Raw genomic sequence first — 22,403 nt, forward strand, 5'->3', positions numbered from 1 at the left:
CGTGACCTTTTTGAGCATTTGTGCAAATTGATTGAGGTCTTTTTCTGTTTTAATGCCCTTGGCGGCTTTTTTAGCAAAGGCTTCGAGTTCTTTTTGAGTCACCATAATGGCCTATCCTTATACATTGTTAACATTAAGAATAGGCGGTTACACAGAATCTTTTACAGTCTCATGATATTATTATATCCCAACTGTTTTAGGACGACTGTTCCCTCTAATGGGTTGGTCAACGCAATTTGTGCGCCTCCTGATTGAAGATAACGCATCATCTTAAGAGGGTCGTGAGCATTATAGATTTTTTTGGGGTCAACTTCATCAGAGATTAAGTCAGTATGTTTCACTCCTAATACTTTCACAAGTTTATAACTTGCTAGAGAACTTTTATCTAATACCTTAATATTAGAGCCTTTCTTAACATAACCCATGGTTATCACGCTATAAAAAGGTGTTGGTACTCGGATGACATTGGGGGTCTGTCCTCCATAAGCAAAGATTCGCATTACCTCTCCATCCACAGCGCCGGAATTAGCTTGTTGCTGGGCGCGTAAGCCAGGTAGAGGTGTTGCTTGAAAGCCTAACCCTAACCGTTGGTAGACCTTGTCCATAATGATGACTGATACTTCTTGATCGACTAACCCATAAATGTACGCAAAGTGATAAGTTTTAGCTTGTACTGATACCAAAGAAGTAATAAACATCAGTAGAATATATATAAGGGTTTTATTTAGAAGGTTATGTAAAGTCATCAGCTGAACTTACCCATGATTAATACTCACTGGGTACGATGGTCTGTTTCTGCTTACAATCATTTAAATACTCCTCTGGAGTTGTATTAATGGCTGTTCCAGCTATAACTTTTTGAGTGCTCGTAAATCAATTAAGGAACTTTCCGCTTTAATATCCTTAGCTACTTTTTTTGCAGAGGCTTTGAATGCTTTTTGAGTCATAAGCCTGTCTTTGTATATTGTATTAAGAATAGGCGGAAATAGAGGTATTTACAGCACTTGAGTTTGTTTGTGAAGCAGGTGCTGGGAGCATTGTTAATAGTAGTTTAGAAGGATAAAAAAATTTCCTGATGGGTATATCTAAAAAAAGGCTACTCAATCCGATAGCCGACACCATGTATTGTTTTTATGACAGTGGGGTTTTTGGGGTCAACTTCAATGGCTTTACGAAGCTTTGAAATATGTTGGTCGAGTGTTCTACTTGATGCAAAATAGTCTCGTCCCCAGCATTGATTGAATAAGGTATCTCGATCAACCACTTTGCCTCGCATAGCATAGAGAAGTTTGATAATTTTGATGTCCCGCAAACTTAAATCAATAATTTGTTCGCCTCGTTGTGCTCTTAGTTCATCAGGGTAAATAACCAAGTCATGTAAATTGAATGAATTATTCTGTTTATGTTGAGTTTGGGTTTTTAAATAACGACGAGTAACTGCACGAATTCGGGCTATAACCTCTCGGGTGCCGAATGGCTTCATAATATAGTCATCCGCACCTAACTCTAAGCCGAGTACTTGATCAATTTCTTCAGATTTTGCGGTGATAAAAATAATAGGTATGTTCTGATTATGCTGCCGAATTTCTCTACAGAGTGAGTAGCCATCTTTTTCAGGCATCATAATATCTAAAAGTACCAGTTCCGGTTTTTCTGATTGAAAAGCCTGCCAGGCTAGTTGTCCATTTTCGGCAAGAATACAACTGTAGCCTTCATTACTGAGTAAGTCATTTAAGCCTTCGCGAATAAAGGTATCATCTTCTGCAATTAATACTTTCATATGAACTCTCCACCAGAATCATAGATAGGGCTTGATATACCCTTCACGAATCATTTCCCTAAAAAACCTTCGTTTTGGGTATAGTTAGTTTGGAGCAATATTGATGCTTAATTGAAAACATGCACCTACCTCTGAAGGAATAAGAATAAGGTTGCCTCCATGTAACTTGGCAAGCTGACGCGCAATACTCAGTCCTATTCCTGTACCACTGATACCATCGGTTAACTTAGAGCTAACGCGATAAAATGGATCGAAGATCTTTTTTTGTGCAGCGGGAGGAATACCAGGACCATAGTCTTGGACCGTGATTTTACACTGGTTATCTTCAAGAAGGGTTGTTAAATGAATTTTTTTGCCTGTATGGGCATACTTTTCTGCATTGCTTAGCAGGTTATTTAATATCTGTTCGATAATACTTTTATCAAAATACACTGTTTTTTCAGCACCATAAGTTACGTCAAACAATATACCTTTATTATGTAATGTGGCTTCAAAAGCAATAATGGTATTTTTAATACACTCATCGATAATGCCTGGTGCCTTATTAACTTTAATGGCATTGCGCTGGCTTCTGGAAAAGTTAAGTACATTTTCTATAAGGCGTGAAAGCCGTAGGCTTTCACCAGTGATGACATTTATGTATCTTTTTTGCTGTTGATCTTCTTCATACAATTGCTCAGCCATGAGCTCAGCGTACATGCGTATATTTGTGAGAGGGGTTTTCAACTCATGAGATACCTGATTGACAAAGCTCACCCGCTGTTGGGCTTGTTGCATTTCACGCTGATGTTCTCGATAAAAATAGATACCTAAGCCTATAAGGGTGAGTCCAAAAGCCAGTGAGCCTGCAAGCGTGCTCAACCAGGTTGATATTGTGGCTGTGGCTTTATGACTGAAATAATTTACTTTCCAGTTTGCTAAAGGTGGAGACAAGTACCGTGTACCTAGCGGTTGTTCATTATCGGCTACCTGGTAATTACCCCACTGGTACAGCACACTTGAATTATCGTCTAATAACTGGATAGCAGACTGATTGAGTCCATTATGAAGTTGTGTAGCATCAGGAAGGCGATTAATAAGATCAGACAGCATGCGCATACGGTTTAAATCAAACCCGATTACACGGTTTGTGGAGTCTTTTACCCAAAATAGTAAGCGATGATGATTTTCTGAGAACCAGCTAATCCAGCCACTGGATAATATGCTGGGAGCAAAACTGGCTACCGCTTTTTTCTGGCTTACCGGGCTAACATAAGCTTCTAGCTGTGCTGATCGGTCGATGGTAGAAGGTAAAGGTGATGTTTCTTCATGACTGGCTAAGCTTTCAAACAATTCAGGGTTGCTCCATATAGATTTTGTTTGACTAATAAAGCTTTTTTCTTTAATTGACGTTTGAATGTTGGGAGGAAAGAGTAAGTGACCTGTACTGCTTAAAATAAAGATATTTTGAATTAAAGGGGACTCGCGTAAATAATTCCTCACCTGATCTGTTGATTGGTTTTGAGGGAGTTCCGCCAGTGTTTGATGATCAGACCTTAGTTGAACTTCCAACTGTTCAAAATAAGCTGTCAGCTCTCTTTCTACGGCTTTTAATCTGGTTTCTATAAGGTTTTGTGCTTGATGAGCTTGAACGATCTGTTCATTTTTTTGTAGTTGAAAGCTAAGCCAGGCAAGTAGGCAAATAGGTAGTGTGATAAGTAATATAAGAATGATTTTGATTTTTTGTTGGGTTGATATGTGTTTCATTTATGGCATCATTTTTTTAAGAGAACCTCTATTTAGAGGTCCCCTTAATTGACTGTTTTGAAATTCAGGTATCAATTAATAGCTCTGTTGTTTAGCACGTTTATACTGTTTTTCCTTTAAGCGTTTGCGGTTTTTGTTCCAATCAGCTTCTGATTCAAGGGCTGTAGCATCATCAAGCACCTCTTCCTGTTGCACTCTCAGTTTTTCAGAATCTACTCGTTTTGATTCTTCTGCGAGGTAATCAGCACTTTGCTGAAGAGCAGCTTTTGCCGCTGGAATATTACCTTCATCACGTAACCGTATGGCTTTAATTGATGCGGCATTGGCTACTTGCTCTACTGAATCCTCATAGGCTTTTTTGTTAATTGATTCTGTGACTTCCTGTTTAGACTGAGAAAAGCGAGCAATGGCTAAGCCTGATAGTTGTTCCTGTTTTTTGTTTAACATATTGTTATAGTTAACTTGAACTGAGGCGATGTCTTTTTGCTGGCCTGCTTTGCTTGGTGGTATTTCAACTTCAAGAATTAGGTATTTTTCTTGGGTACTATACAGCTGGTTTAGTCTGGTTCTCACTTTATTACCAATCACTTCTCCTTCTCGACCAAGAATCCGCAGTGGTCGTACACCATTGATACAGCGAATTTCGATATTTACCTCTTGGGCTATCACTGATAGTACATCACCGAATTCGCTTTGAAATATTTTTGCAAGATCTTGTGCATTTTCAACAAAGGCATGATTACCATCGCTAAAGCCCGCTAATTGTGTCATTAGGTCCTCATTGTAGCCTAGCCCAAGACCAATTGTTGTGACACTTATGCCTTCTTTTGCTAAGGATGCACCTAATTGACCCAACTCTGAAGGTGACTGAGGCCCTACATTTGCCAGTCCATCTGACAATAAAATAACGCGATTAACACGGTTTGCACTGATATATTTGCGTAACTCATCTGCCCCCTTGCTTACACCTGCAAATAGAGCAGTTGAACCATTAGCCCTGATTTGTCGTATCATTGTGGCAATATTATTTTTATTGATAACTTTGGTTGCAGGTACCACGACGCTGACTGTTGTGTCATAAGTTACCACAGAGACTATGTCTTGTGGCCCTAGTTGATTGATGGCCATGATAGCGGCTTCTCTAGCGTGGCGGATTTTATTGCCTTGCATGGATCCTGACTTGTCTAAAACGATAGTAATATTGGTGGGAGTACGTTGCAGTTTTTCGATGTCCTGTTGGAGACCCGTTAGCGAAATTTTAACAAAGGCTGTTTGGGCTTTTTCTGCTTCTAACACAGGGGTGGCTAAGTCAACAGATAGGTTAACGGGTGGTGCTTTGGCGTTAGCTGGTTGAGTGAGTAACACCAAGCTGCTGATTAAGCCAATGGCTATTCGGGCGAAGGGTTTCTTTAGGCTCATTTTTATTTTCCTCGTAAAGGGCTTTGTACTTTACTGTAATCCCTAAGCCTGGCGGTGTGGTCAGACAAACGTAAGTGATATGTAAAAAGTTTGTAAAAGGTATCGTAAAGCCTTTTTGAACACCTGTGAAAAGCCTTGTGAATGCGCTATGAATACTCCCCCTGAAGACTTGGTTACTGCTTCCTTGCAGCAAAAAGAGTTATCCAGCCTTTTGGTTGTCGATGAACAATTAAATACACCAGTTGCTCATATTGGGGTATAGCAAAAAAGGGTGGGCGTGTTTTAAAAATTCGGTTTAACGCTCTTCTTTTTTAGTGGACTCTTTTTTTGTTGATTCGGCCAGTTTATCGATAGCACTTAAAACCCCTCTTAAAATACTTAGCTCTTGTCGCTCTGGTCGTGCTCGGTTAAATAAGCGCTTTAGCTTTAGCATAGTATTACCAGGGTGTTGTTTGATGAGAAACCCGATATTACGCAGAGTTGTTTCTAAGTGTTGGTAAAAATACTCCATTTGTTGCGTATTGGGATAGGTTTTCTCTTTTTGGTTACTGTTTGATTTATAGGGTTGTTCTGCCTGTATCTGGTGAGCCATATATATTTCATAGCATATGGTTTGTACCGCAGCGGCTAGGTTTAATACAGGATAATCGGGATGAGCAGAAATATATGTATGCGCATTGCACTGTTGAATCTCATCATTGTGCAAGCCCATTGTTTCTCGGCCAAATACCAAGGCAACAAGGTGAGACTGACTTTCTGTGATCACTCGCTCTCCGCATTCTCGTGCATTCATTTGTGGTAGCGAGTGGGTGCGATCTCTGGCACTGGTGCCAATCACAAAGCTGCAGTCAGCAATAGCCTCTGCGAGCGTTGAGGTGATGACAGCTTGCTCGACAATATCTTTTGCACCAGCTGCCATAGTGAGTGCTTGCTCATTCGGAAAATCCTGGGGATCGACAAGATAGAGATTACGAATCCCCATGTTTTTCATGGCGCGTGCCGCAGAGCCAATATTGCCGGGGTGAAAGGTGTTAATCAGTATAACGCGGATATTGCTTAACATGATGAATCAGTCGTCACAGTTAAATGACGTAGTATACCTTAAAGCGTCATAGAATGAATGTTAGCCTGAGGTGCCAGGTTTACATTTTGATCACTCGGATTCAGGGATGATGTTATGCGAATTTGCTTAATCATTTTGTGTTGTTGGATGAGTATGAGTCATGCTGCAACCATAGCAATTTTATGTGGCGCTGTAGGACGTCAAGTAGAGCTGTGTAGAGAAGGCGTTGCTATATGGGAAAAACGGAGTGGGCATAAAGCGAGTGTTGTTTCAACGCCTGCCTCATCTTCTGAACGGCTGGCGTTGTATCAGCAGCTGCTTGCGGCTAAAACAGCCGACATTGATGTGTTTCAAATTGATGTGGTTTGGCCTGGTATCTTAGCGCCACACTTTGTTGATTTAGCTAAACCTCTAGCGGGGCAGGTCAAGCAGCATTTTCCTACGATTATTGCCAATAATACCGTTAATGGCCAGTTGATTGCGATGCCTTGGTACACGGATGCAGGGGTGTTGTATTACCGTAAAGATTTATTAGAAAAGTATCAGCAGCCCATTCCAGGAACTTGGTCAGACATGACGCGGATAGCCAAGCACATTATGACCGAGGAGCGTAAAGCAGGTCTTGACAAAATGTGGGGCTTTACCTGGCAGGGCAGGGCTTACGAGGGCTTAACCTGTAATGCGTTGGAGTGGGTAAACAGCTATGGTGGTGGCCAAATTGTTGAGTCAGATGGCAAGATTTCAATTAATAATAAGCAAGCGGAACAGGCTATAACAATGGCTGCCAGTTGGATTGGCGATATATCTCCTCCAGGGGTTTTGAATTATGCAGAAGAAGACGCGCGTGGTGTTTTTCAATCTGGCCATGCGGTCTTTATGCGAAACTGGCCGTATGTTTGGGCATTAACCCAGCATGAAGATAGCCCAATTCGAGGTAAAGTGGGTGTTGCGCCTGTTCCTAAATCAGGGAATGGTCAACATGCTGCGACCTTAGGGGGGTGGCAGCTGGCAGTCTCAAAGTATTCTAAGCATGCTGATATCGCAATTGACCTTGTACGCTACTTAACGAGTGAAGAAGAGCAGAAAAGACGAGCGTTAGCGGGTTCTTATAACCCGACAATTCCCAGTCTATACCAAGATAAGCAGGTGCTAGCGGCTAATCCTTTTTTTGGTAAGTTGGTAAAAACACTTAATGTCGCTATTGCCAGACCATCTACTGTGACAGGGGCAAAATATAATCAAGTGTCAGCTGCATTTTATAATCAGATCCATCAAGTATTAGCAGGACGACAAAAAGCCAATGTGGCACTGGAGCAGTTATCCAGGCAGCTGTTGCGGATCAGTAAAGGTGGACGTTGGTAAGGAAATTAACTGCATGAGAGTTACATGTTGTGAGTAGAATTTCTACAGGCAGTTGGTGGCAAATTGTCTGGCTATTATTACCTGTTTTAGTGACATTGTTTGCAGTTGCGGGTTGGCCATTGTTTCGCACTATCTGGTTTAGTTTTACTGATGCTAGCCTGGCTAATTTAGATCATTATACATTTGTCGGTTTGGAAAATTATTTAGTGCGCTATCAGAATCAGTGGTTTGGATTACTGGCGGATTCTGTATGGTGGAATGCAGTTTATAATACGTTATTTTTTACAGTAGTTTCAGTTGCGATGGAAACCGTACTCGGTGTTGCCATTGCTTTAACGCTGCATAAAACGTTTCCTGGGCGAGGTTGGGTTCGTGCAGCTGTACTAATTCCCTGGGCTATTCCAACCATTGTTTCTGCACGGATGTGGAGTTGGATGCTACACGATCAGTTTGGGGTCATTAATGACTTATTAATATTATGTGGGTTGATATCCGAGCCATTAGCCTGGACTGCTGACCCCGATTTATCAATGTGGGCAGTCATTTTAGTGGATGTCTGGAAGACGACACCCTTTATGGCATTATTGACTTTAGCTGCCTTACAAATGTTGCCAAAAGAATTATTTGAAGCGGCAAAAGTGGATGGTGTCTCAACAATAAAAACATTCTGGAAGGTAACATTACCGTTAATTGCACCAGGGGTTATGGTGGCTGTGGTATTTCGAGCACTAGATGCTCTGCGAGTGTTTGATTTAATTTATGTGTTAACAGCAAACAGCACGGCCACTATGTCTATGTCTGTATTTGCTCGACAGCAATTGGTTGCGTTTCAGCTGGTTGGTTATGGTTCAGCAGCCTCTACCATGTTATTTATGGTAATAGCACTATGCACTGTGATTTTTTTATATGCTGGGCGGCATCGTTTTTATCAGCGTTTTTAAAGTGGATTTTGGTTTGGCTATTTCATCTTTAAAAATTAAAAAAATACTGACCAAAATAGGTTTTACGATATGGCTTGTATGCATACTTATTTATTGCATCTTTCCTTTTTACTATGCAATTATTAGCTCATTTAAAGAGGGGGCTGAATTATTCCAAGTCGATTACTGGGTTAAACACTGGCACTGGACAAATTATTTAGCGGTATTTGAGCAGCAACCCTTTGGTATTAATATTATTAACTCCATAATTGTTTCTACTTTAGTGGTTTTTATATCATTACTATTAAGTGTGACTGCCGCTTATGCATTAGGACGCCGTGAGTTTTATGGGCGTAAAACCTTGTTAATGGTGGTTTTAGGCGTGTCTATGTTTCCTCAAGTGGCTGTTTTATCAGGTTTATTTGAATTGATTCAGTGGTTGGGGTTATATAATCATTTAGGCAGTTTAATTTTATCGTATTTGATTTTTACCGTACCTTTTACGGTATGGGTGCTTACTACATTTATGCAACAACTGCCGTTAGAAATTGAAGAAGCCGCTATTATGGATGGCGCGCGTCCACGGCATATGATTTTTAATGTTTTTTTGCCATTACTATGGCCTGCGCTCGTCACAACAGGCTTACTAGCGTTTATTGCTGCATGGAATGAGTTTCTATTTGCCTTAACTTTTACCTTAAGTGAGCACCAGCGTACGGTACCTGTCGCGATTGCATTGATTAGTGGTGCCAGTCAGCATGAGCTGCCATGGGGAATAATTATGGCAGCTTCAGTGGTTGTAACTGTCCCTCTAATTGTGCTGGTGCTGATATTTCAACGTAAAATTGTCGCTGGACTGACTGCGGGAGCTGTCAAAGGCTAGTGTTCCGATCATGAGCGCTTAATGCTTAAGTGAAATATTTCCCTCTTGTTCAATGTTCACTTGCCGAGGGTAGAAATTATCCAAACTCAGTTTACCTGATAATGAGTAGCTGAAGGTGTCTTTTGGTTGCTTAATAATGGCGTTAATAAAGCGGATACTATTAATTAGGTTAGTGTTTGCATGAACCGTAAAATTAGCGGTGCCAAACGCGGGCACTTCAGGTATTTGATTAGATACGCCGGAAATAAGCTCATAGCCTTCTAACTCAATAGTGTAATACAGCCCTTTAATATTTAAGGGCCGATCATTAGGGTTCATAATCTGTAACCCCAGCGCAAAACGCTGGGTTAGTCCATCTGGTTCAAGGATGTGCAGTGAGTTTAATGAGAGTTGCGGCTTTTCATAGGTACTAGAGAGTGTCGCGCAGCCAGCTAATAGCAGTAGATTAGCGAGTAGTGTGATGTATAAACGGGCTGCTTTGGGAAGGAAAGGCCAGTGCATAATGATTTAACCTTGCTGCAGCTGTTGTATAAATGCTTTGGACTCATGTATTGAGCGCTGCATTTCTCGGATCAGTTGATTAATATCCTGTTGTATATTTTTAAGTTCACCTTTTAATGAGGCGATAGCGCGAGCATTGAGATTATGCTTCAGGTAAAGTACTTGATCCTGAAAAGTGGTGAGTACAGGTTGCATGGTTTTCTCTGCGCGACGCATGGCCGTAATGAGTTGCTGATATTTCTGTTTTGTTTGCCTAAGTTTACGTTCACTATCACGCTTAAGGGACTGGTTTTGGTACAAGGCAAGTTCACCCTCCCACTCTTCAAACAAAGCTTCAGCGACATCTTCGACTTTATTGATTCGGCTACTGACTTCCTCAGCCGCGTCTTGGCTTTTATCAAAGTCAGCTTTTAATGTGTCGTATAAGGTTTGTAGTTCACCACCATCGAAGTTCACAACAGCCTGAAAATGTTCCAGTGCGGATTGGAACTGTTGTTGGGCTTCTTCTTGAGACTGCTGAGTATCTTCAACACGATCAATTAAAATATCACGTTTGTGATAGCCCACTTTTTCCAACGTAGAGTAGTAAGCGGACTGACAGCCACTCAGTAGTAGGCTTAAAGGTAGTAGGAAGAGAACAGGGAAAAGTAAAGAGGGTACGAAATTCAAGCGTTTCATAAGGCTATCACTTTGTCATTAGATACACATGAATTGATGCATAATAAGGGGAATTAAACGTAGAGTATAGTGAAGATAAAGAAAGCTTGTTTTACAGGTCAAGAGTGGATAAAAAAGTTTATGTTGGGAGGGCAAGGAAATGTACCTCCTAGGTCAGGAGGCACATCGGTATTGAGCAGCTTACTGGGAAATCTCGCTAGTCTGATGAGGTCGCAGTATCAGCTGCTTGGTAGCCTGTATTTGCGGAGACATCACTACAATCCGTTGATAAGTCATCCTCAAGCAGATTTTCTTGTTTGGCGACAGCATAAGTACACACCATATCGCCAGTGACGTTATTGGCGGTCTCAAACATATCCAAAATCGGATTAATACCTAACGCCAGGGCCACAATAATAGCTACTTGGTCCTGAGACAGACCTAACCCTTGTAGGATAATGAACAGTAGCATCAAACTGCCACCAGGCACACCACCTGCACCAATAGAAGCAAGTACTGTAGTGAGGACCATAACCAGCAAACTGCCAAAGCCTAAGTCAAAGCCAAACATATTTGCAGCCAAGATAGCAAACATGGGTAAGTGAACACACACACCGTCCATGTTAATGGTTGCACCTAAAGGTAAAGAGAAACTGGCCAGCTCATTTTTAACTTTTAAGTCTTCTTCAATGGTTCTGAGAGAGACGGGAAGGGTGGCGGCACTACTACGTGTAATGAATGCAGTGATGATGGCTTCCTGCATTTTTTTCATGATAGGTAGTGGGTTTTGCCTTGTGGTTACAGCTAACAGCATAGGATAAACAACAAATACCATCAGCAGTACGGCAACAATGACACCAAAGGCAACATTAATGTATGGTCCTGCAATGGAAGGTCCATAAAGCGCAAAATTACCAATAGACAGAGCAAACACACCTATGGGGGTGTATTCCATAATCCAGTCTACCAGCTTGAAGATACAGTCACGTGCCGCATTGATAATGTTGAAAAGCGTGACAAGGTGAGTTGATGATTCATTGTTAGCTTCTGCTTTTTCTTGGATAACCCTTAAGGCTAAGCCAAACAGAATAGAGAACGTGATAATCGCAAGAAAGTTACCTTCAGAAAGAGCTGTAAAAGGGTTTTCAAACATGCTCAGTAAGACGGTTGCTAATCCTTGCTCTTGAGCTGCTGCCGCTTTGCTTGATATATCACTGGCTTGATTAGTTAAACCCTGGGTAATGCTATGCCATCCAGATAACTGACTATTGCTGCCAGGATCAACCGCGAGGGCAATAATTACACCTACCGTTGCAGCAAGTAGAGAACAGAAAAAGTACCAGCCAAGCACTTTAACACCAATTTTGCCAAAGCGTTGCAGTGGTAAACTTGCGGCACCCACTACAAGCGAGAAAAAGATGACCGGAATAACGATCATTTTTAGCATTTTGACAAAAACTTCACCAAATGGGGTGATATAGCTAAGCACCTCACTAATGGTGTCTTGCCCTACTTGGTAACTAAGCCACCAAAGCAAGCAACCTATTAGAGAACCACTGACAAAACTTGCCAGTATGCGGATGAGTAATGGAACCGCTAGGTATTTCCGAAGAATAAAAGACACAAGACTTCCCTCGACTATCATTGTTTTGTATATCAAATGGCCGATCTTTAAAAAAGCTCACTCGTTGATCAATTGCGGAAACTACGTATACCGACTAGGGTGTTGCCTCCTGTCAAAGTGATTGCTAATAAAGGGAGGCAAAACATAAAACACCCGTGCGATGAACTCAAGTCACTCGCAAAATTACTTGCTGCATCTGACCTTAAATGTTATCGCAGTAGACGTAATGTAGGGTGTCGGTTTGATTACATCGAGTTTAGGCCAAGCCGGGTGAATAATTTACCTTCTAACAGCGCCCTTTGCACTAATGAAAATGCGCCGATGGTTTCATTGGTATCAACTTGGCTGGCGAGTATGCGGGTTTTACAGGCAAAACTTTGCAAAGCTTTATCTTCCATTTGCTTTTTAATGCTTGGAAATAAGAAATGCTGAGCTTTAACAATGTCACCTGCAATAATAATCATTTGAGGGTTAAACAGGTTAATAACTGTAGCAATGGCAAGACCCAAGTAATTACCAACGCGCTTGATAACTGCTTGACATAGCTCATCACCATTCAGTGCTGCCTGGCAGATATCTTTAATGGTAACTTCCTGGTCATTTAACTGGTAAGAAGGAAGGGATGTTAACTGGCTAGGGTGACCATGAGCGAGTAACTCTTTAGCTTGGCGAATAATGCTAGGGTTAGAGGCAACAGTCTCTAAGCATCCATAATTACCACAGTTACACTTAGGGCCAAACTCTTCAATAAATATATGGCCTACCTCACCAGCATTTTGGTTACAGCCATAAAACAGCTGCCCGTTAATCATAATTCCTGCCCCGATACCATGCCTTACGCTGATTAATACTGAGTCTTTAATGCCTTGCGAAGCACCAAAGTAGTTTTCTGCGAGGGCCAGGCTGCGGATATCATTATCAACAAATGTTGTTATATTAAATTCTCGCTCAAAAAACTCGACGATTGGAAAGTGTTTAAATTGATAGTGAGGGTTTTCAATAACAATCCCTTTGGTGGGGTCAATTAAACCTGGCATCGCGAGACCGATGCCTAGAATCCGCTGTTGGTTTACTTGACTGTTACTCCTCAATATATCGTGAATGACTTCACATGTCTCTTGGAGGACTGCTTCGGGGTTTTGGTATTTTAGTGTTAGTTTGCGATGGTCGACGACTTCTTTGTTTAAGCGGTTTAGGGTGACTTCCAAAAATCCTCGGCCCAGTTTGGTTGAGATGATATAGAATCGCTCTTTATTTGTGGCTAATAATGTTGGACGTCGCCCACCGGTTGACTCTTCCTGAGAAACCTCTTGGACTAAACCTGCATTAATCAGCTGTCGTGTGATCTTAGTGACACTAGCAGCCGCCAAACTAGTCACTTCTACTAGACGGGTTCGTGAAATTGGACCATCGTAATTGATCGTGCGATAAATCGTTGCCGTATTTAGCTGCCTAACAAGATCAATATTGCCTTTAATAAAGGGAGCCATAAACCTCAGTATTTTTTACAAATGTTAAGTTTAAAGCAAATAGAGTCTTTTTTGCCTTTATTTTACCGTGTTATGCCACTGTCCAGCACTTACCGCGGCTGTTACATTTAAACTATTATCAAAAATTGCTAAATCAGCACTATAGCCTGGTGCAATCTTGCCAAGATGATGACCCTGGTTTATTGCTTTGGCCGGGTAGAGTGTAGCCATTCTTAATGCTTCGGCGAGTTCTATACCCACATGGTTCACACAATTAATAATTGCATTATTCATGGTTAATGCAGATCCGCCAATAGTACCATCTTCTGCAATACACTGACCATTTTTAACTTGAATGTTATGAGGTCCCAGTTTGAATGCTGTCATATTTGTGCCTGCGGGTGAAACCGCATCGGTCACTAAAAATAGATGTTGATGCTTTAATTTTTTGGCCAGTTTAACGAGTGGGTAGTCAACATGAACTCCATCAACAATAATTCCAGCAAAAACGTTTGGATTATCTAAAATCGCTGCTGCTAAGCCTGGTGTTCGTGCAGAGATGGAAGGCATTGCATTAAACAAGTGAGTAGCCATTGATATGCCTGCTTGAAATGCATGTTGTGCCGTGTTGTAGTCAGAAAGGCTATGTCCTGCAGAAACAGTAATATTATTTTTTATAAGTAATTGAATAATTTCTGCAGTGGTTAATTCTGGTGCGAGTGTAACAACTTTTAATGTATCGCCACCATAGTCTGCCATGAGCTTTATCATATCAAGATCGTAAGGACGAATTTGATCAGGATCATGAATACCCTTTTTTTGGCGGTTAATATAAGGACCTTCTAAATGCAAACCAAGAACAGATGAGTGATTTTGTTTGTAATTTTTTACTGTTTCCAGTGCGTGCTTTATTTGTGCATCATTCGCAGTAATCAGTGTTGCTAAATAATGGGTAGTACCATGGCGCAGGTTTGTTTTGTGCATAATATCGAGTGTTTCTGCGCTTATATCATCATTGAATAGACGGCCACCACAACCGTTTAATTGTAGATCAATAAATCCTGGTGAGACGTTAAGTCCTTGTAAGTCAATTTTCTTAATGTCATTGGGTAGTGTACTTGTTGGTACTAAGGATTTAATTAATGCGTTTTCAATGACAACCGCATGCTGCTCGAGAGTTTCTTCACTGGTAAAAATGCGTCCATTAATGAGTGCGTACATACTGCATTTTCTCGTAATAAAATTAATATTGACAGATAATTTCAGCTTCTAGTTTTTGGTAATACGTGAGTGTTTTGACTTTCAGTTCTTGAGCGGCATCATGGTCGCAAGTAATGATCGCTTTGGGGTGAAGCTGTATAGCGGTAACAGGCCACTGGTGACTTACAGCACCTTCAACGGCATGTTGGACTGCATCGGCTTTATTGCTACCAGTTGCCATAATCAGCAACTCTTTGGCGTCAAGTAGCGTACCAATTCCAACAGTGAGTGCGAGCTTTGGAACGGCGTTCAGATCATCATCAAAAAAACGTGCATTTGCCTGTCGTGTTTCGTCGGTTAGCGTTTTAATGCGTGTTCTAGATGCTAATGATGAACCTGGCTCATTAAAGGCAATATGTCCATCAGAACCAACTCCGCCCAGAAACAAATGTACTCCGCCAAACTGGCTGATTGTTTGCTCATAACGTTTACATTCAGCATCCAGGTCAGATGTATTTCCATTTGGAATATGAGTGTTTTCCTCAAGAATATCAATATGCCGAAAGAAGTTCTGTTGCATATAAAAGTGATAACTTTGCGGATGATCCCACGCCAGGCCAACATATTCATCCATGTTGAAGGTAATGACGTGCTTAAAGCTTACCTTTTGCTGTTGGTAGGCTTCTATCAATAATCGATAAATCCCGAGAGGGGTGCCTCCAGTAGGCAGGCCAAGAATAAAGGGATGTTGTTGAGTAGGCTTAAACTGATTAATGCTCTCAATAATGTAGTGAGCTACCCAGTGGCTGACATTAGTAGATCTCGGCAAAGGTATCAGGCGCATAGTGTTACCTCAGTGAAACAGATATCTTTATTCGTGTTGAGAAAAAAGTTAATGCAAATAAGTCTGTCATAGTGGTGTTAATACAATTAAGACAATAGGGATATGTCATTTATTTTACGCAGATCAAGTAAATTTGTAAAACTTATTTTGCAAAGAAAAAAAAGTTGGTGTAAGGTAATGTGAGGGTATATTCCAAAAAAATTGCGAAAATTGGCTTAACTTTCCCTTTGCAGTGACGGGAGGTAACGATGAATATTCTTGGTTGGTTTCAGGGGTTAGGGCGAGCATTAATGTTGCCCATAGCCGTATTACCAGTAGCTGGTCTTTTACTACGGTTGGGGGCTACAGATGTATTTGACATACCTTTTCTCTTTAAGGCAGGTGAAGCAATATTTGCAAACCTACCACTAATTTTTGCTATTGGTGTGGCAATTGGCTTTTCTAAAGATGGTCAAGGTGCTGCAGCATTAGCGGGTGGGGTAGGCTATTTAGTACTCACTACGGCAATGTCCACAATCAATGAGCATATTGATATGGGGGTGTTGGCAGGTATTTTAATGGGGGTTGTGGCGGGTTTAAGTTATAACCGATTTAACAGCTTAAAATTGCCTGATTATTTAGCATTCTTTGGGGGTAAACGATCGGTTCCTATTATCACTGCAGCTATTGGCTGTATTTTAGCGGTGTTGTTTGGCTACATATGGCCGCCAATCCAGCATGGCATAGATATGGTGGGTAACTGGATAACAGGATCTGGCGCCGTAGGTGCTTTTGTTTATGGTACCGCTAACCGTTTGTTGATTCCTACAGGCCTTCATCATGTACTCAACAACTTGGTGTGGTTTGTATTTGGCTCTTTCCCAGGTGCTGGCGGGGAGGTTGTTAATGGTGACTTGCATCGTTTCTTTGCGGGTGACCCAACAGCTGGAGCATTTATGACAGGCTTTTACCCAGTAATGATGTTTGGTTTGCCAGCAGCCTGTTTGGCTATGTATACCACAGCGAAACAAGCGAATCGTAAAAAGGTTGCTGGGATACTGCTAGGGGTAGGCTTGACCTCTTTTCTGACTGGTGTAACTGAACCTGTTGAGTTTATCTTCATGTTCTTAGCACCTGTCTTGTATCTCATTCATGCATTACTGACTGGTTTATCTCTAGCGGTCTGTAGCCTTTTGGATATCCGACACGGTTTTGCTTTTTCGGCTGGTGCAATTGACTATGGCTTGAACTTTGGTCTAGCTAATAAAGGCGCTTGGTTAATTCCTCTGGGTCTGGTTTGGTTTGTTCTTTATTACGTGCTATTTGTTTTTGCAATCAAGCGCTTCAATTTAAAAACGCCTGGTCGAGAAGACGAAAATGATTTGAATCAGAATCAGCCATTAGCAGGGTCTAGTACCAGTGCTGCAGTTAGTTATTTGATGGCGCTCGGTGGGCATGACAATGTCACTCAGATTGATGCGTGTTTGACTCGATTAAGGCTTACAGTAAAAGACCAAGGCTTAGTTGAGGAAAAGACACTGGAAGCGTTGGGTGCTAAAGGTATCGTTAAGCTCGGTACAAAAAATGTACAAGTCATTATTGGTCCTCAGGCCGCTATACTTGCTGATGAAATGAGAGCAATACCTGCAGATGTTGCTGTAGGTCATTCAGAAGTCAGCAGTTCCGAGGCTGAGCATGGTACTGAAAAAGAGAGTAGTTCAATGAATAGTCAGCAAGCGAGAGAAGGTCAGACTGTACTCGTAGCACCTGTGACAGGAGAGATTATTGCTATTGAAGATGTGCCTGATCCTGTATTTGCGCAAAAAATGGCAGGAGATGGTATAGCGATCAATCCAACAGGAGATACACTTGTTGCACCTTGTGAGGGAGTGATTGGCAAAATATTCCGGACTAATCATGCTTTCACATTGACAACTGATGCTGGAGTTGAATTATTTGTCCATTTTGGTGTTGATACGGTGAATTTAAAAGGTGAAGGATTCGAGAGGCTCATAGAAGAAAATACTCGGGTAAAACCTGGAGACCCAGTTATTCGCTTGAATTTGCCGCTTTTACAAAAGACAGCCGTGTCAGTTGTTACGCCTGTCGTGATCTCAAATGTAGATCAGTTTGCTTCATTGGAGAAAAAGACTGGACAAGTTACGGCAGGAAAGGAACCTGTACTGGTTCTTAACCATTAAGGTCTTATGACTAACGTGCTAAATACTTATTGTTATTCAATGAGTTAAGAGGTTGAATATTACCAGTTTGGATTTTGTGATTATTACTGATGCTGGACCAGAGTAGGCAAGGAGTATATGTACTATTTCTTGGAAATGTATCAGTAATTGCTGATATGATAGCAAGCTCCAAGCACGTGAAATGTTTCTTAACCCTGCAGTTGTGAACCGCTTGATAGTTGTTGGTATCGGTATTGCTGTCAGCGGGAAACTGCACTTTTAACCGCGCCTTCTGGCGCGGTCTTTTTTTGCGTTGCAAATAAAAGTAATTATAAGCTTATAGCAGTTTTTTAAACTGCTGAAACGTTGCTGCACTTTATAAGCAAAGAGATAGGATGAAAGGGGAAACAGATAAGGAAGATCAAGGCAGACGCTATAATCCACCTTGATTAGCAAATGCTATTTGTCACAGACTACATACTAAAATGTGCTTTTGAAAAGCTAACGCGTTCCTCTACGCTTGTATGCGGTTTTTGAATACCTTCAACTTTCTTTAACCTTGGGACCAGCCCTATACCATTGGCAACTTGTATGGCAAGTCCAGGGCGAGCATTAAGTTCTAAAAGAAGAGGTCCTACTTCTTTATCAAGCACAATATCTGCACCTAAATAGCCTAGCCCAGTCATTTCGTAGCAAGATGAAGCAAGGTGAAGGATAACTTCCCAGTCAGGTACTTGCAGAGAGTCGAATCCAAAACCTGTATCTGGGTGCTTGTGGATTGGACGGCCTTTTTGCACAGCCAGCAGCGCTTTGCCAGTACCAAGATCTAGACCAACGCCTACTGCACCCTGATGAAGGTTTGCTTTACCATCAGATGCATGAGTCGAAAGCCTCAGCATGGCCATTACAGGATAACCCTTAAAGACAATCATCCTTATATCAGGCACACCCTCATAGCTGTAGTTATCAAAAACGGGAGCAAAATTAACCAGTGACTCGATCATCGAGACATCAGGCTTTCCACCCAAACTATGAAGGCCACTTAGCGTATTCGAAACATGCCGCATAACATCGTTAAGAGACAGTTCTTCTCCGCTTGTTTTGACAAATAAGCCATTTCTTTTGCCTGAAATAACTAAGATCCCCTTACCTCCGCTTCCTTGTGCGGGTTTTATGGCAAACCCCTGGTAAGGCTCAAGGATGCGCCCAAGCTCTCTCACTTGATATTGGTATTCAACGACTCCAAGGAGTTTTGTGGTCGCTACATTATATTTTTCAGCTACGATTTTAGTTTTGAGCTTATTATCCACATAAGGGTATAAGTGCCTTGGGTTATAGCGTGAAATGTAACTTACATTACGCTTATTCATTCCCAATATACCCTTAGCGCGGATTTTACTCGGCCAAGTAAAAAACATTGTTAATTCTCTGCTAAGGGTTGGAAACGGCGAAGTTCGGTTAAGCGGTAGCCGGTATACTGGCCAAGCATCAAAATACCACCTAGTAATGCGAGTAATAATTCAGGAAAGTTAAACGTTAGGTGCTCAATGTATGTGTTTGTCATTGATAGGTAAGCCAAAGTAGCAACCAGCAAACTGCCACCACCCTGAATAAAGACTTCTTTGGGGCCTTCCTCTTCCCATAAGATTGACATTCTTTCAATGGTCCAAGCGAGGATAATCATTGGAAAGAATGTTACTTTCATGACTTCACTGAAGCCAAGCTTATAACTGAGAATGCTCATACCTGCCATGATTCCTATAACCACAATGACGACAGCAGATATCCTGGCAACGAGTAGCAAGTTGAGGTGGCTGAGGTAGTAGCGGATAAATAAGCCTATGCTGACAATGATGAGGAAGATAGCTAAGCCAGTCACCAAACTGGTTTCGATAAATGCTATGGCAATAAGGATTGGCATGAATGTGCCTGATGTGCGAATACCCACGATGATTCGCATTAATACAACAATCAGCGCACCAATAGGTACTAGCAGTATTGATTTGAAAATATTTTGTTGTTCAATCGGTAAACTATAAATAGAGAAGTCAACCAAAGCGGCTTTGGCGTTGGCTTTTTCAACTAATGTTCTGGAATTGGCGGGTTGAGTACTTTCGATAATAGAAAATGATACGTTGGAGTTTTCTCCGCCTTCTACATCCAGTAACGATTTTCCTCCTCTTTGCCAGAGTACAAAATGATTAGGAATACCTCGTTCAGCGGTTAGAGGGTCAAAAATAACCCAGTGATCATTTTCAAACACTTCAATTAGTGTTGTTAGTTTTTGGTTGCGTCGGCCATCTTCAAGAAAGAGCCCTCGAGCAATGCGTGCTGGGATTTTAGCTTGGGCAAGGGTGTCGAGGGCAACTTTAACTTTTCGGGAAGAGGTGTTTTTATTCCCCAATAAGAGAGATATGTCCTCCATGGGTCTGGGTTCATTAATCAAGCGCATTAGCTCAGCAGCAAATGTGCTGGGTGAGGCGGAGCGTTGATAGACAAAATTAACTAGGTTGTTAATGGCTGTTTTTTGTGCAGACTCCAGCTCTGGTGGTGATGGCTCTGGAGGGGGAGTAGCCTCAATCTCTTGCTGATGACGAGTACCTTCATACACCTGTAGCTTATAGTAAAGCACCTGACGGCCCGTTGCATTGCGAGTTGCCCATTGGGCACGACGTTGTTGCGTATTATTATCCCAGCCAAAGCCATATCCAGAAGAAGTAAAATCTTCATCAAGTACAGTCATTTTGGGAGGGTTATGAGGTAAGGCAAAAGATACGATTACAGGTTCGTCTTTTGCTTGAAACTCTATTTTGGCTTCAACGGTCCAAAGCGCCCTTCGTTCACCTGGTAGTAAAGGAAATTCAAGAACACTATTTTTATAAATGGTTAAACCTATGCCAATAAAGATAAGAATAAAGGCAAATAAATAGACCTGAACTTTGGATGACATTTATGGCTTTCCGTTTGCGGTTTGATCTGGAGTACTATTTTTGTTGGACTCTTTGGCTGGTTTGCTTGAAGGTTTAGGCTTAGCAGGTGGTAGCGGTTTAGACTGCGGCTCATTCTCAGTTGCATCTTTAGGTGTCGGTGCTGGCTCAGCTTTAGATTTAGCTTTATCTTTTGTGGCCTTTGTTGCAGGCTTTTGAGAGCTGCTGGGTTTGGAGGCTGCTGTTTGGTTTTCACTCCGGTTCTCGGCGACACTTTCAGTGATGACAGGTTTTTTTGATAGCTTTTTACTGACATCAACAACGGCAATGTCTTTAAGTAGGTTTCGCCCAATAAGTACGGGAAAATCATATTCACTTCGATCGGCTAACGAGAACTCAATTCGTTGGTCAATGGTGCCCAGTCGTAGACGCATTTTTACAGTATAGCGTCGATGTCCATCTGTACCATGCTGTTTTATTCGGATCCGGCGAGCAACTTTGCGGCTCATTTCAACGGTTTCACTTGTTTCGGGGTCAGTGAGTTTGAATTTGACCCAGCGCTCACCATCCCGCTCAAAAGGAGTGATATCAAAAGCGTTAAGAGAGGATGTCGTCGCACCTGTATCAATTCGAGCTTTATAAACAACGCCTGGAGGGTCAAGGGTTACCCATTCAATCTCTCCTACAACATACTTACCACCATGAGCATCTTTGTCTTTGTCGGCAGGACAATAGACGATGGTTTTCTCTGGCTGGGCTGATTGTTCTGCTTTTACCTTGCTTTTCTCATTATCGTCTTCTTTTGTTTTCTCAGGAGGCTCACTGGAACAGTTTTGCATGTTGATGACCACGGGTTGTATGGCATGCTCTGCGGAGTTTGCACTTGAGGTCGTAGCAGCTAATACGAGTACTAACGCGAGTGTTAGCTGGTGGTAGTGTCTCATTAAAGCTCCCTGGTTTTTCATTTGAGCAATCATGGTATCCGCTATTGTTAGAGTCCAGGCTAAACATTCTTCATTATGGGAAAAGGCCAACTATTGGTCCAATGAATCCCTAACTTAGATGTAATGATGTGACTTTTGTTAGGCCACAGGGTTCAGTCATTGGTTACTTATGAGCAAAGGCAACTGCATAATTGTGAAGTATGGTCTATATCGGTGAATGCTTTGCAAATCAACTACACGGGTTGCGACTTATTACACATAATTTGCCGTTTAGTCCGGGCCGCTATTATATCGTTCGTGAATCATTTTTCTGTGTGACTGTTGTCGCTTTTATCGCTATTACAGATTGAAATTTGAACGATAATTCTACTTTGGCGTAGAGTGTATTATGGTTTACCAATTTGTGAATCGTGTTGCTATGACAACTGCTAGCCTAAAGGCTTCCATAACGGTGACGACTTAACTTCGCAATTATAGTTTACCCTTTGCGATCTGACTTAAGGGTGTGGTAGTCAATTGTTAAGGCTTGAAACTATTCATTGTTATGTACCGTTGTAAGACAGTTGGATTTGATTAATTCGTTACGTTTAAATGCTTTTCTAAATACGACTTTGATAGTAGCTTTTCTTTACTTTGGCCTGACACTCGATTCCGAAGTTTTTTTAGATTGACATATTCATTCGTTTACTCATGCCGCTGCTCTGTATTTTAATGAGTTAGTGGGCTCTTGTTTGCCCAAATCTAAACCGGCTAAATGTTTTTTTGACTGGCGCTCAGGAAGTACACTTATCATTGCCGTGGTAAATGCTTCCAGTTGCTGCTTTGGTTCATCCGCGGTGACAACCGCCTCCACCGTTTTTATCAGGGCTTCTGTTTTGATGCGTTCAGTCAAACAGCCAACAGGT

General features: G+C 41.6%; 19 protein-coding genes. 4 read left to right on the plus strand and 15 right to left on the minus strand.

Annotated elements, in window-relative coordinates; genetic code table 11:
• Positions 1-161 precede the first annotated feature (161 nt).
• The 5 genes from F607_RS0116085 to trmJ all read right to left on the minus strand — a co-directional run bounded on the left by F607_RS0116085 (position 162) and on the right by trmJ (position 6,008).
• Positions 162-746, minus strand: coding sequence for a hypothetical protein (locus tag F607_RS0116085; protein WP_027708914.1), 585 nt, complete (start codon positions 744-746; stop codon positions 162-164).
• 350 nt (positions 747-1,096) lie between these two features.
• Positions 1,097-1,780: a response regulator transcription factor gene (locus F607_RS0116095; RefSeq protein ID WP_027708915.1), complete on the minus strand. Its 684-nt coding sequence runs from the start codon at positions 1,778-1,780 to the stop codon at positions 1,097-1,099.
• A gap of 84 nt (positions 1,781-1,864) precedes the next feature.
• Positions 1,865-3,526, minus strand: a complete 1,662-nt coding sequence (locus tag F607_RS0116100) for a sensor histidine kinase (RefSeq protein ID WP_027708916.1) — start codon at positions 3,524-3,526, stop codon at positions 1,865-1,867.
• 75 nt (positions 3,527-3,601) lie between these two features.
• Positions 3,602-4,945 (minus strand): vWA domain-containing protein, encoded by a 1,344-nt coding sequence (locus tag F607_RS0116105; RefSeq protein WP_027708917.1) that lies wholly within the window; start codon positions 4,943-4,945, stop codon positions 3,602-3,604.
• 295 nt (positions 4,946-5,240) lie between these two features.
• Positions 5,241-6,008 (minus strand): tRNA (cytosine(32)/uridine(32)-2'-O)-methyltransferase TrmJ, encoded by a 768-nt coding sequence (gene trmJ / locus F607_RS0116115; RefSeq protein ID WP_027708918.1) that lies wholly within the window; start codon positions 6,006-6,008, stop codon positions 5,241-5,243.
• A gap of 114 nt (positions 6,009-6,122) precedes the next feature.
• On the opposite strand from trmJ, the gene F607_RS0116120 reads away from it, so the two are divergent.
• Genes F607_RS0116120 through F607_RS0116130 form a run of 3 tightly spaced genes read left to right on the plus strand, consistent with a single transcriptional unit; the run spans position 6,123 to position 9,173 of the window.
• Positions 6,123-7,370, plus strand: coding sequence for an ABC transporter substrate-binding protein (locus F607_RS0116120; protein WP_027708919.1), 1,248 nt, complete (start codon positions 6,123-6,125; stop codon positions 7,368-7,370).
• Between the two features lie 29 nt (positions 7,371-7,399).
• Positions 7,400-8,311, plus strand: a complete 912-nt coding sequence (locus F607_RS30080; RefSeq protein ID WP_051311554.1) for a carbohydrate ABC transporter permease — start codon at positions 7,400-7,402, stop codon at positions 8,309-8,311.
• Between the two features lie 19 nt (positions 8,312-8,330).
• Positions 8,331-9,173, plus strand: a complete 843-nt coding sequence (locus tag F607_RS0116130; protein ID WP_027708920.1) for a carbohydrate ABC transporter permease — start codon at positions 8,331-8,333, stop codon at positions 9,171-9,173.
• Positions 9,174-9,191: 18 nt separating this feature from the next.
• Here the strand turns inward: F607_RS0116130 and F607_RS0116135 are convergent, their stop codons facing one another.
• The 6 genes from F607_RS0116135 to nagB all read right to left on the minus strand — a co-directional run bounded on the left by F607_RS0116135 (position 9,192) and on the right by nagB (position 15,468).
• Complete coding sequence (locus F607_RS0116135; RefSeq protein WP_038291602.1) at positions 9,192-9,674, minus strand: LEA/WHy family protein; 483 nt, start codon at positions 9,672-9,674, stop codon at positions 9,192-9,194.
• Positions 9,675-9,680: 6 nt separating this feature from the next.
• Positions 9,681-10,352, minus strand: a complete 672-nt coding sequence (locus F607_RS0116140) for a DUF2959 domain-containing protein (protein WP_027708922.1) — start codon at positions 10,350-10,352, stop codon at positions 9,681-9,683.
• A 196-nt stretch (positions 10,353-10,548) separates the two neighbouring features.
• Positions 10,549-11,955, minus strand: coding sequence for a dicarboxylate/amino acid:cation symporter (locus F607_RS30085; RefSeq protein WP_211233655.1), 1,407 nt, complete (start codon positions 11,953-11,955; stop codon positions 10,549-10,551).
• Positions 11,956-12,200: 245 nt separating this feature from the next.
• Entirely contained in the window at positions 12,201-13,445 is a 1,245-nt protein-coding gene (locus F607_RS0116150; RefSeq protein ID WP_027708923.1) for an ROK family protein, read from the minus strand.
• A gap of 57 nt (positions 13,446-13,502) precedes the next feature.
• Positions 13,503-14,645, minus strand: a complete 1,143-nt coding sequence (nagA, locus tag F607_RS0116155; protein WP_027708924.1) for an N-acetylglucosamine-6-phosphate deacetylase — start codon at positions 14,643-14,645, stop codon at positions 13,503-13,505.
• Between the two features lie 22 nt (positions 14,646-14,667).
• Positions 14,668-15,468, minus strand: a complete 801-nt coding sequence (gene nagB / locus F607_RS0116160; protein WP_027708925.1) for a glucosamine-6-phosphate deaminase — start codon at positions 15,466-15,468, stop codon at positions 14,668-14,670.
• A 248-nt stretch (positions 15,469-15,716) separates the two neighbouring features.
• On the opposite strand from nagB, the gene nagE reads away from it, so the two are divergent.
• The gene (nagE, locus tag F607_RS0116165; RefSeq protein WP_027708926.1) at positions 15,717-17,648 is read left to right on the plus strand and encodes an N-acetylglucosamine-specific PTS transporter subunit IIBC; all 1,932 of its coding nucleotides are present in this window, start codon (positions 15,717-15,719) and stop codon (positions 17,646-17,648) included.
• Positions 17,649-18,100: 452 nt separating this feature from the next.
• Here the strand turns inward: nagE and F607_RS0116170 are convergent, their stop codons facing one another.
• The 4 genes from F607_RS0116170 to F607_RS34695 all read right to left on the minus strand — a co-directional run.
• Positions 18,101-19,045 (minus strand): alpha-L-glutamate ligase-like protein, encoded by a 945-nt coding sequence (locus tag F607_RS0116170; protein ID WP_027708927.1) that lies wholly within the window; start codon positions 19,043-19,045, stop codon positions 18,101-18,103.
• A 2-nt stretch (positions 19,046-19,047) separates the two neighbouring features.
• Positions 19,048-20,577, minus strand: a complete 1,530-nt coding sequence (locus F607_RS0116175; protein ID WP_027708928.1) for an inactive transglutaminase family protein — start codon at positions 20,575-20,577, stop codon at positions 19,048-19,050.
• The gene (locus F607_RS30090; RefSeq protein WP_169719812.1) at positions 20,578-21,498 is read right to left on the minus strand and encodes an ATP-dependent zinc protease family protein; all 921 of its coding nucleotides are present in this window, start codon (positions 21,496-21,498) and stop codon (positions 20,578-20,580) included.
• 688 nt (positions 21,499-22,186) lie between these two features.
• On the minus strand, positions 22,187-22,403 hold a 217-nt coding region (locus F607_RS34695), incomplete at its 5' end, for a hypothetical protein (protein WP_027708929.1).

Source organism: Zooshikella ganghwensis DSM 15267 (genome assembly GCF_000428585.1).
Taxonomy (GTDB): domain Bacteria; phylum Pseudomonadota; class Gammaproteobacteria; order Pseudomonadales; family Zooshikellaceae; genus Zooshikella; species Zooshikella ganghwensis.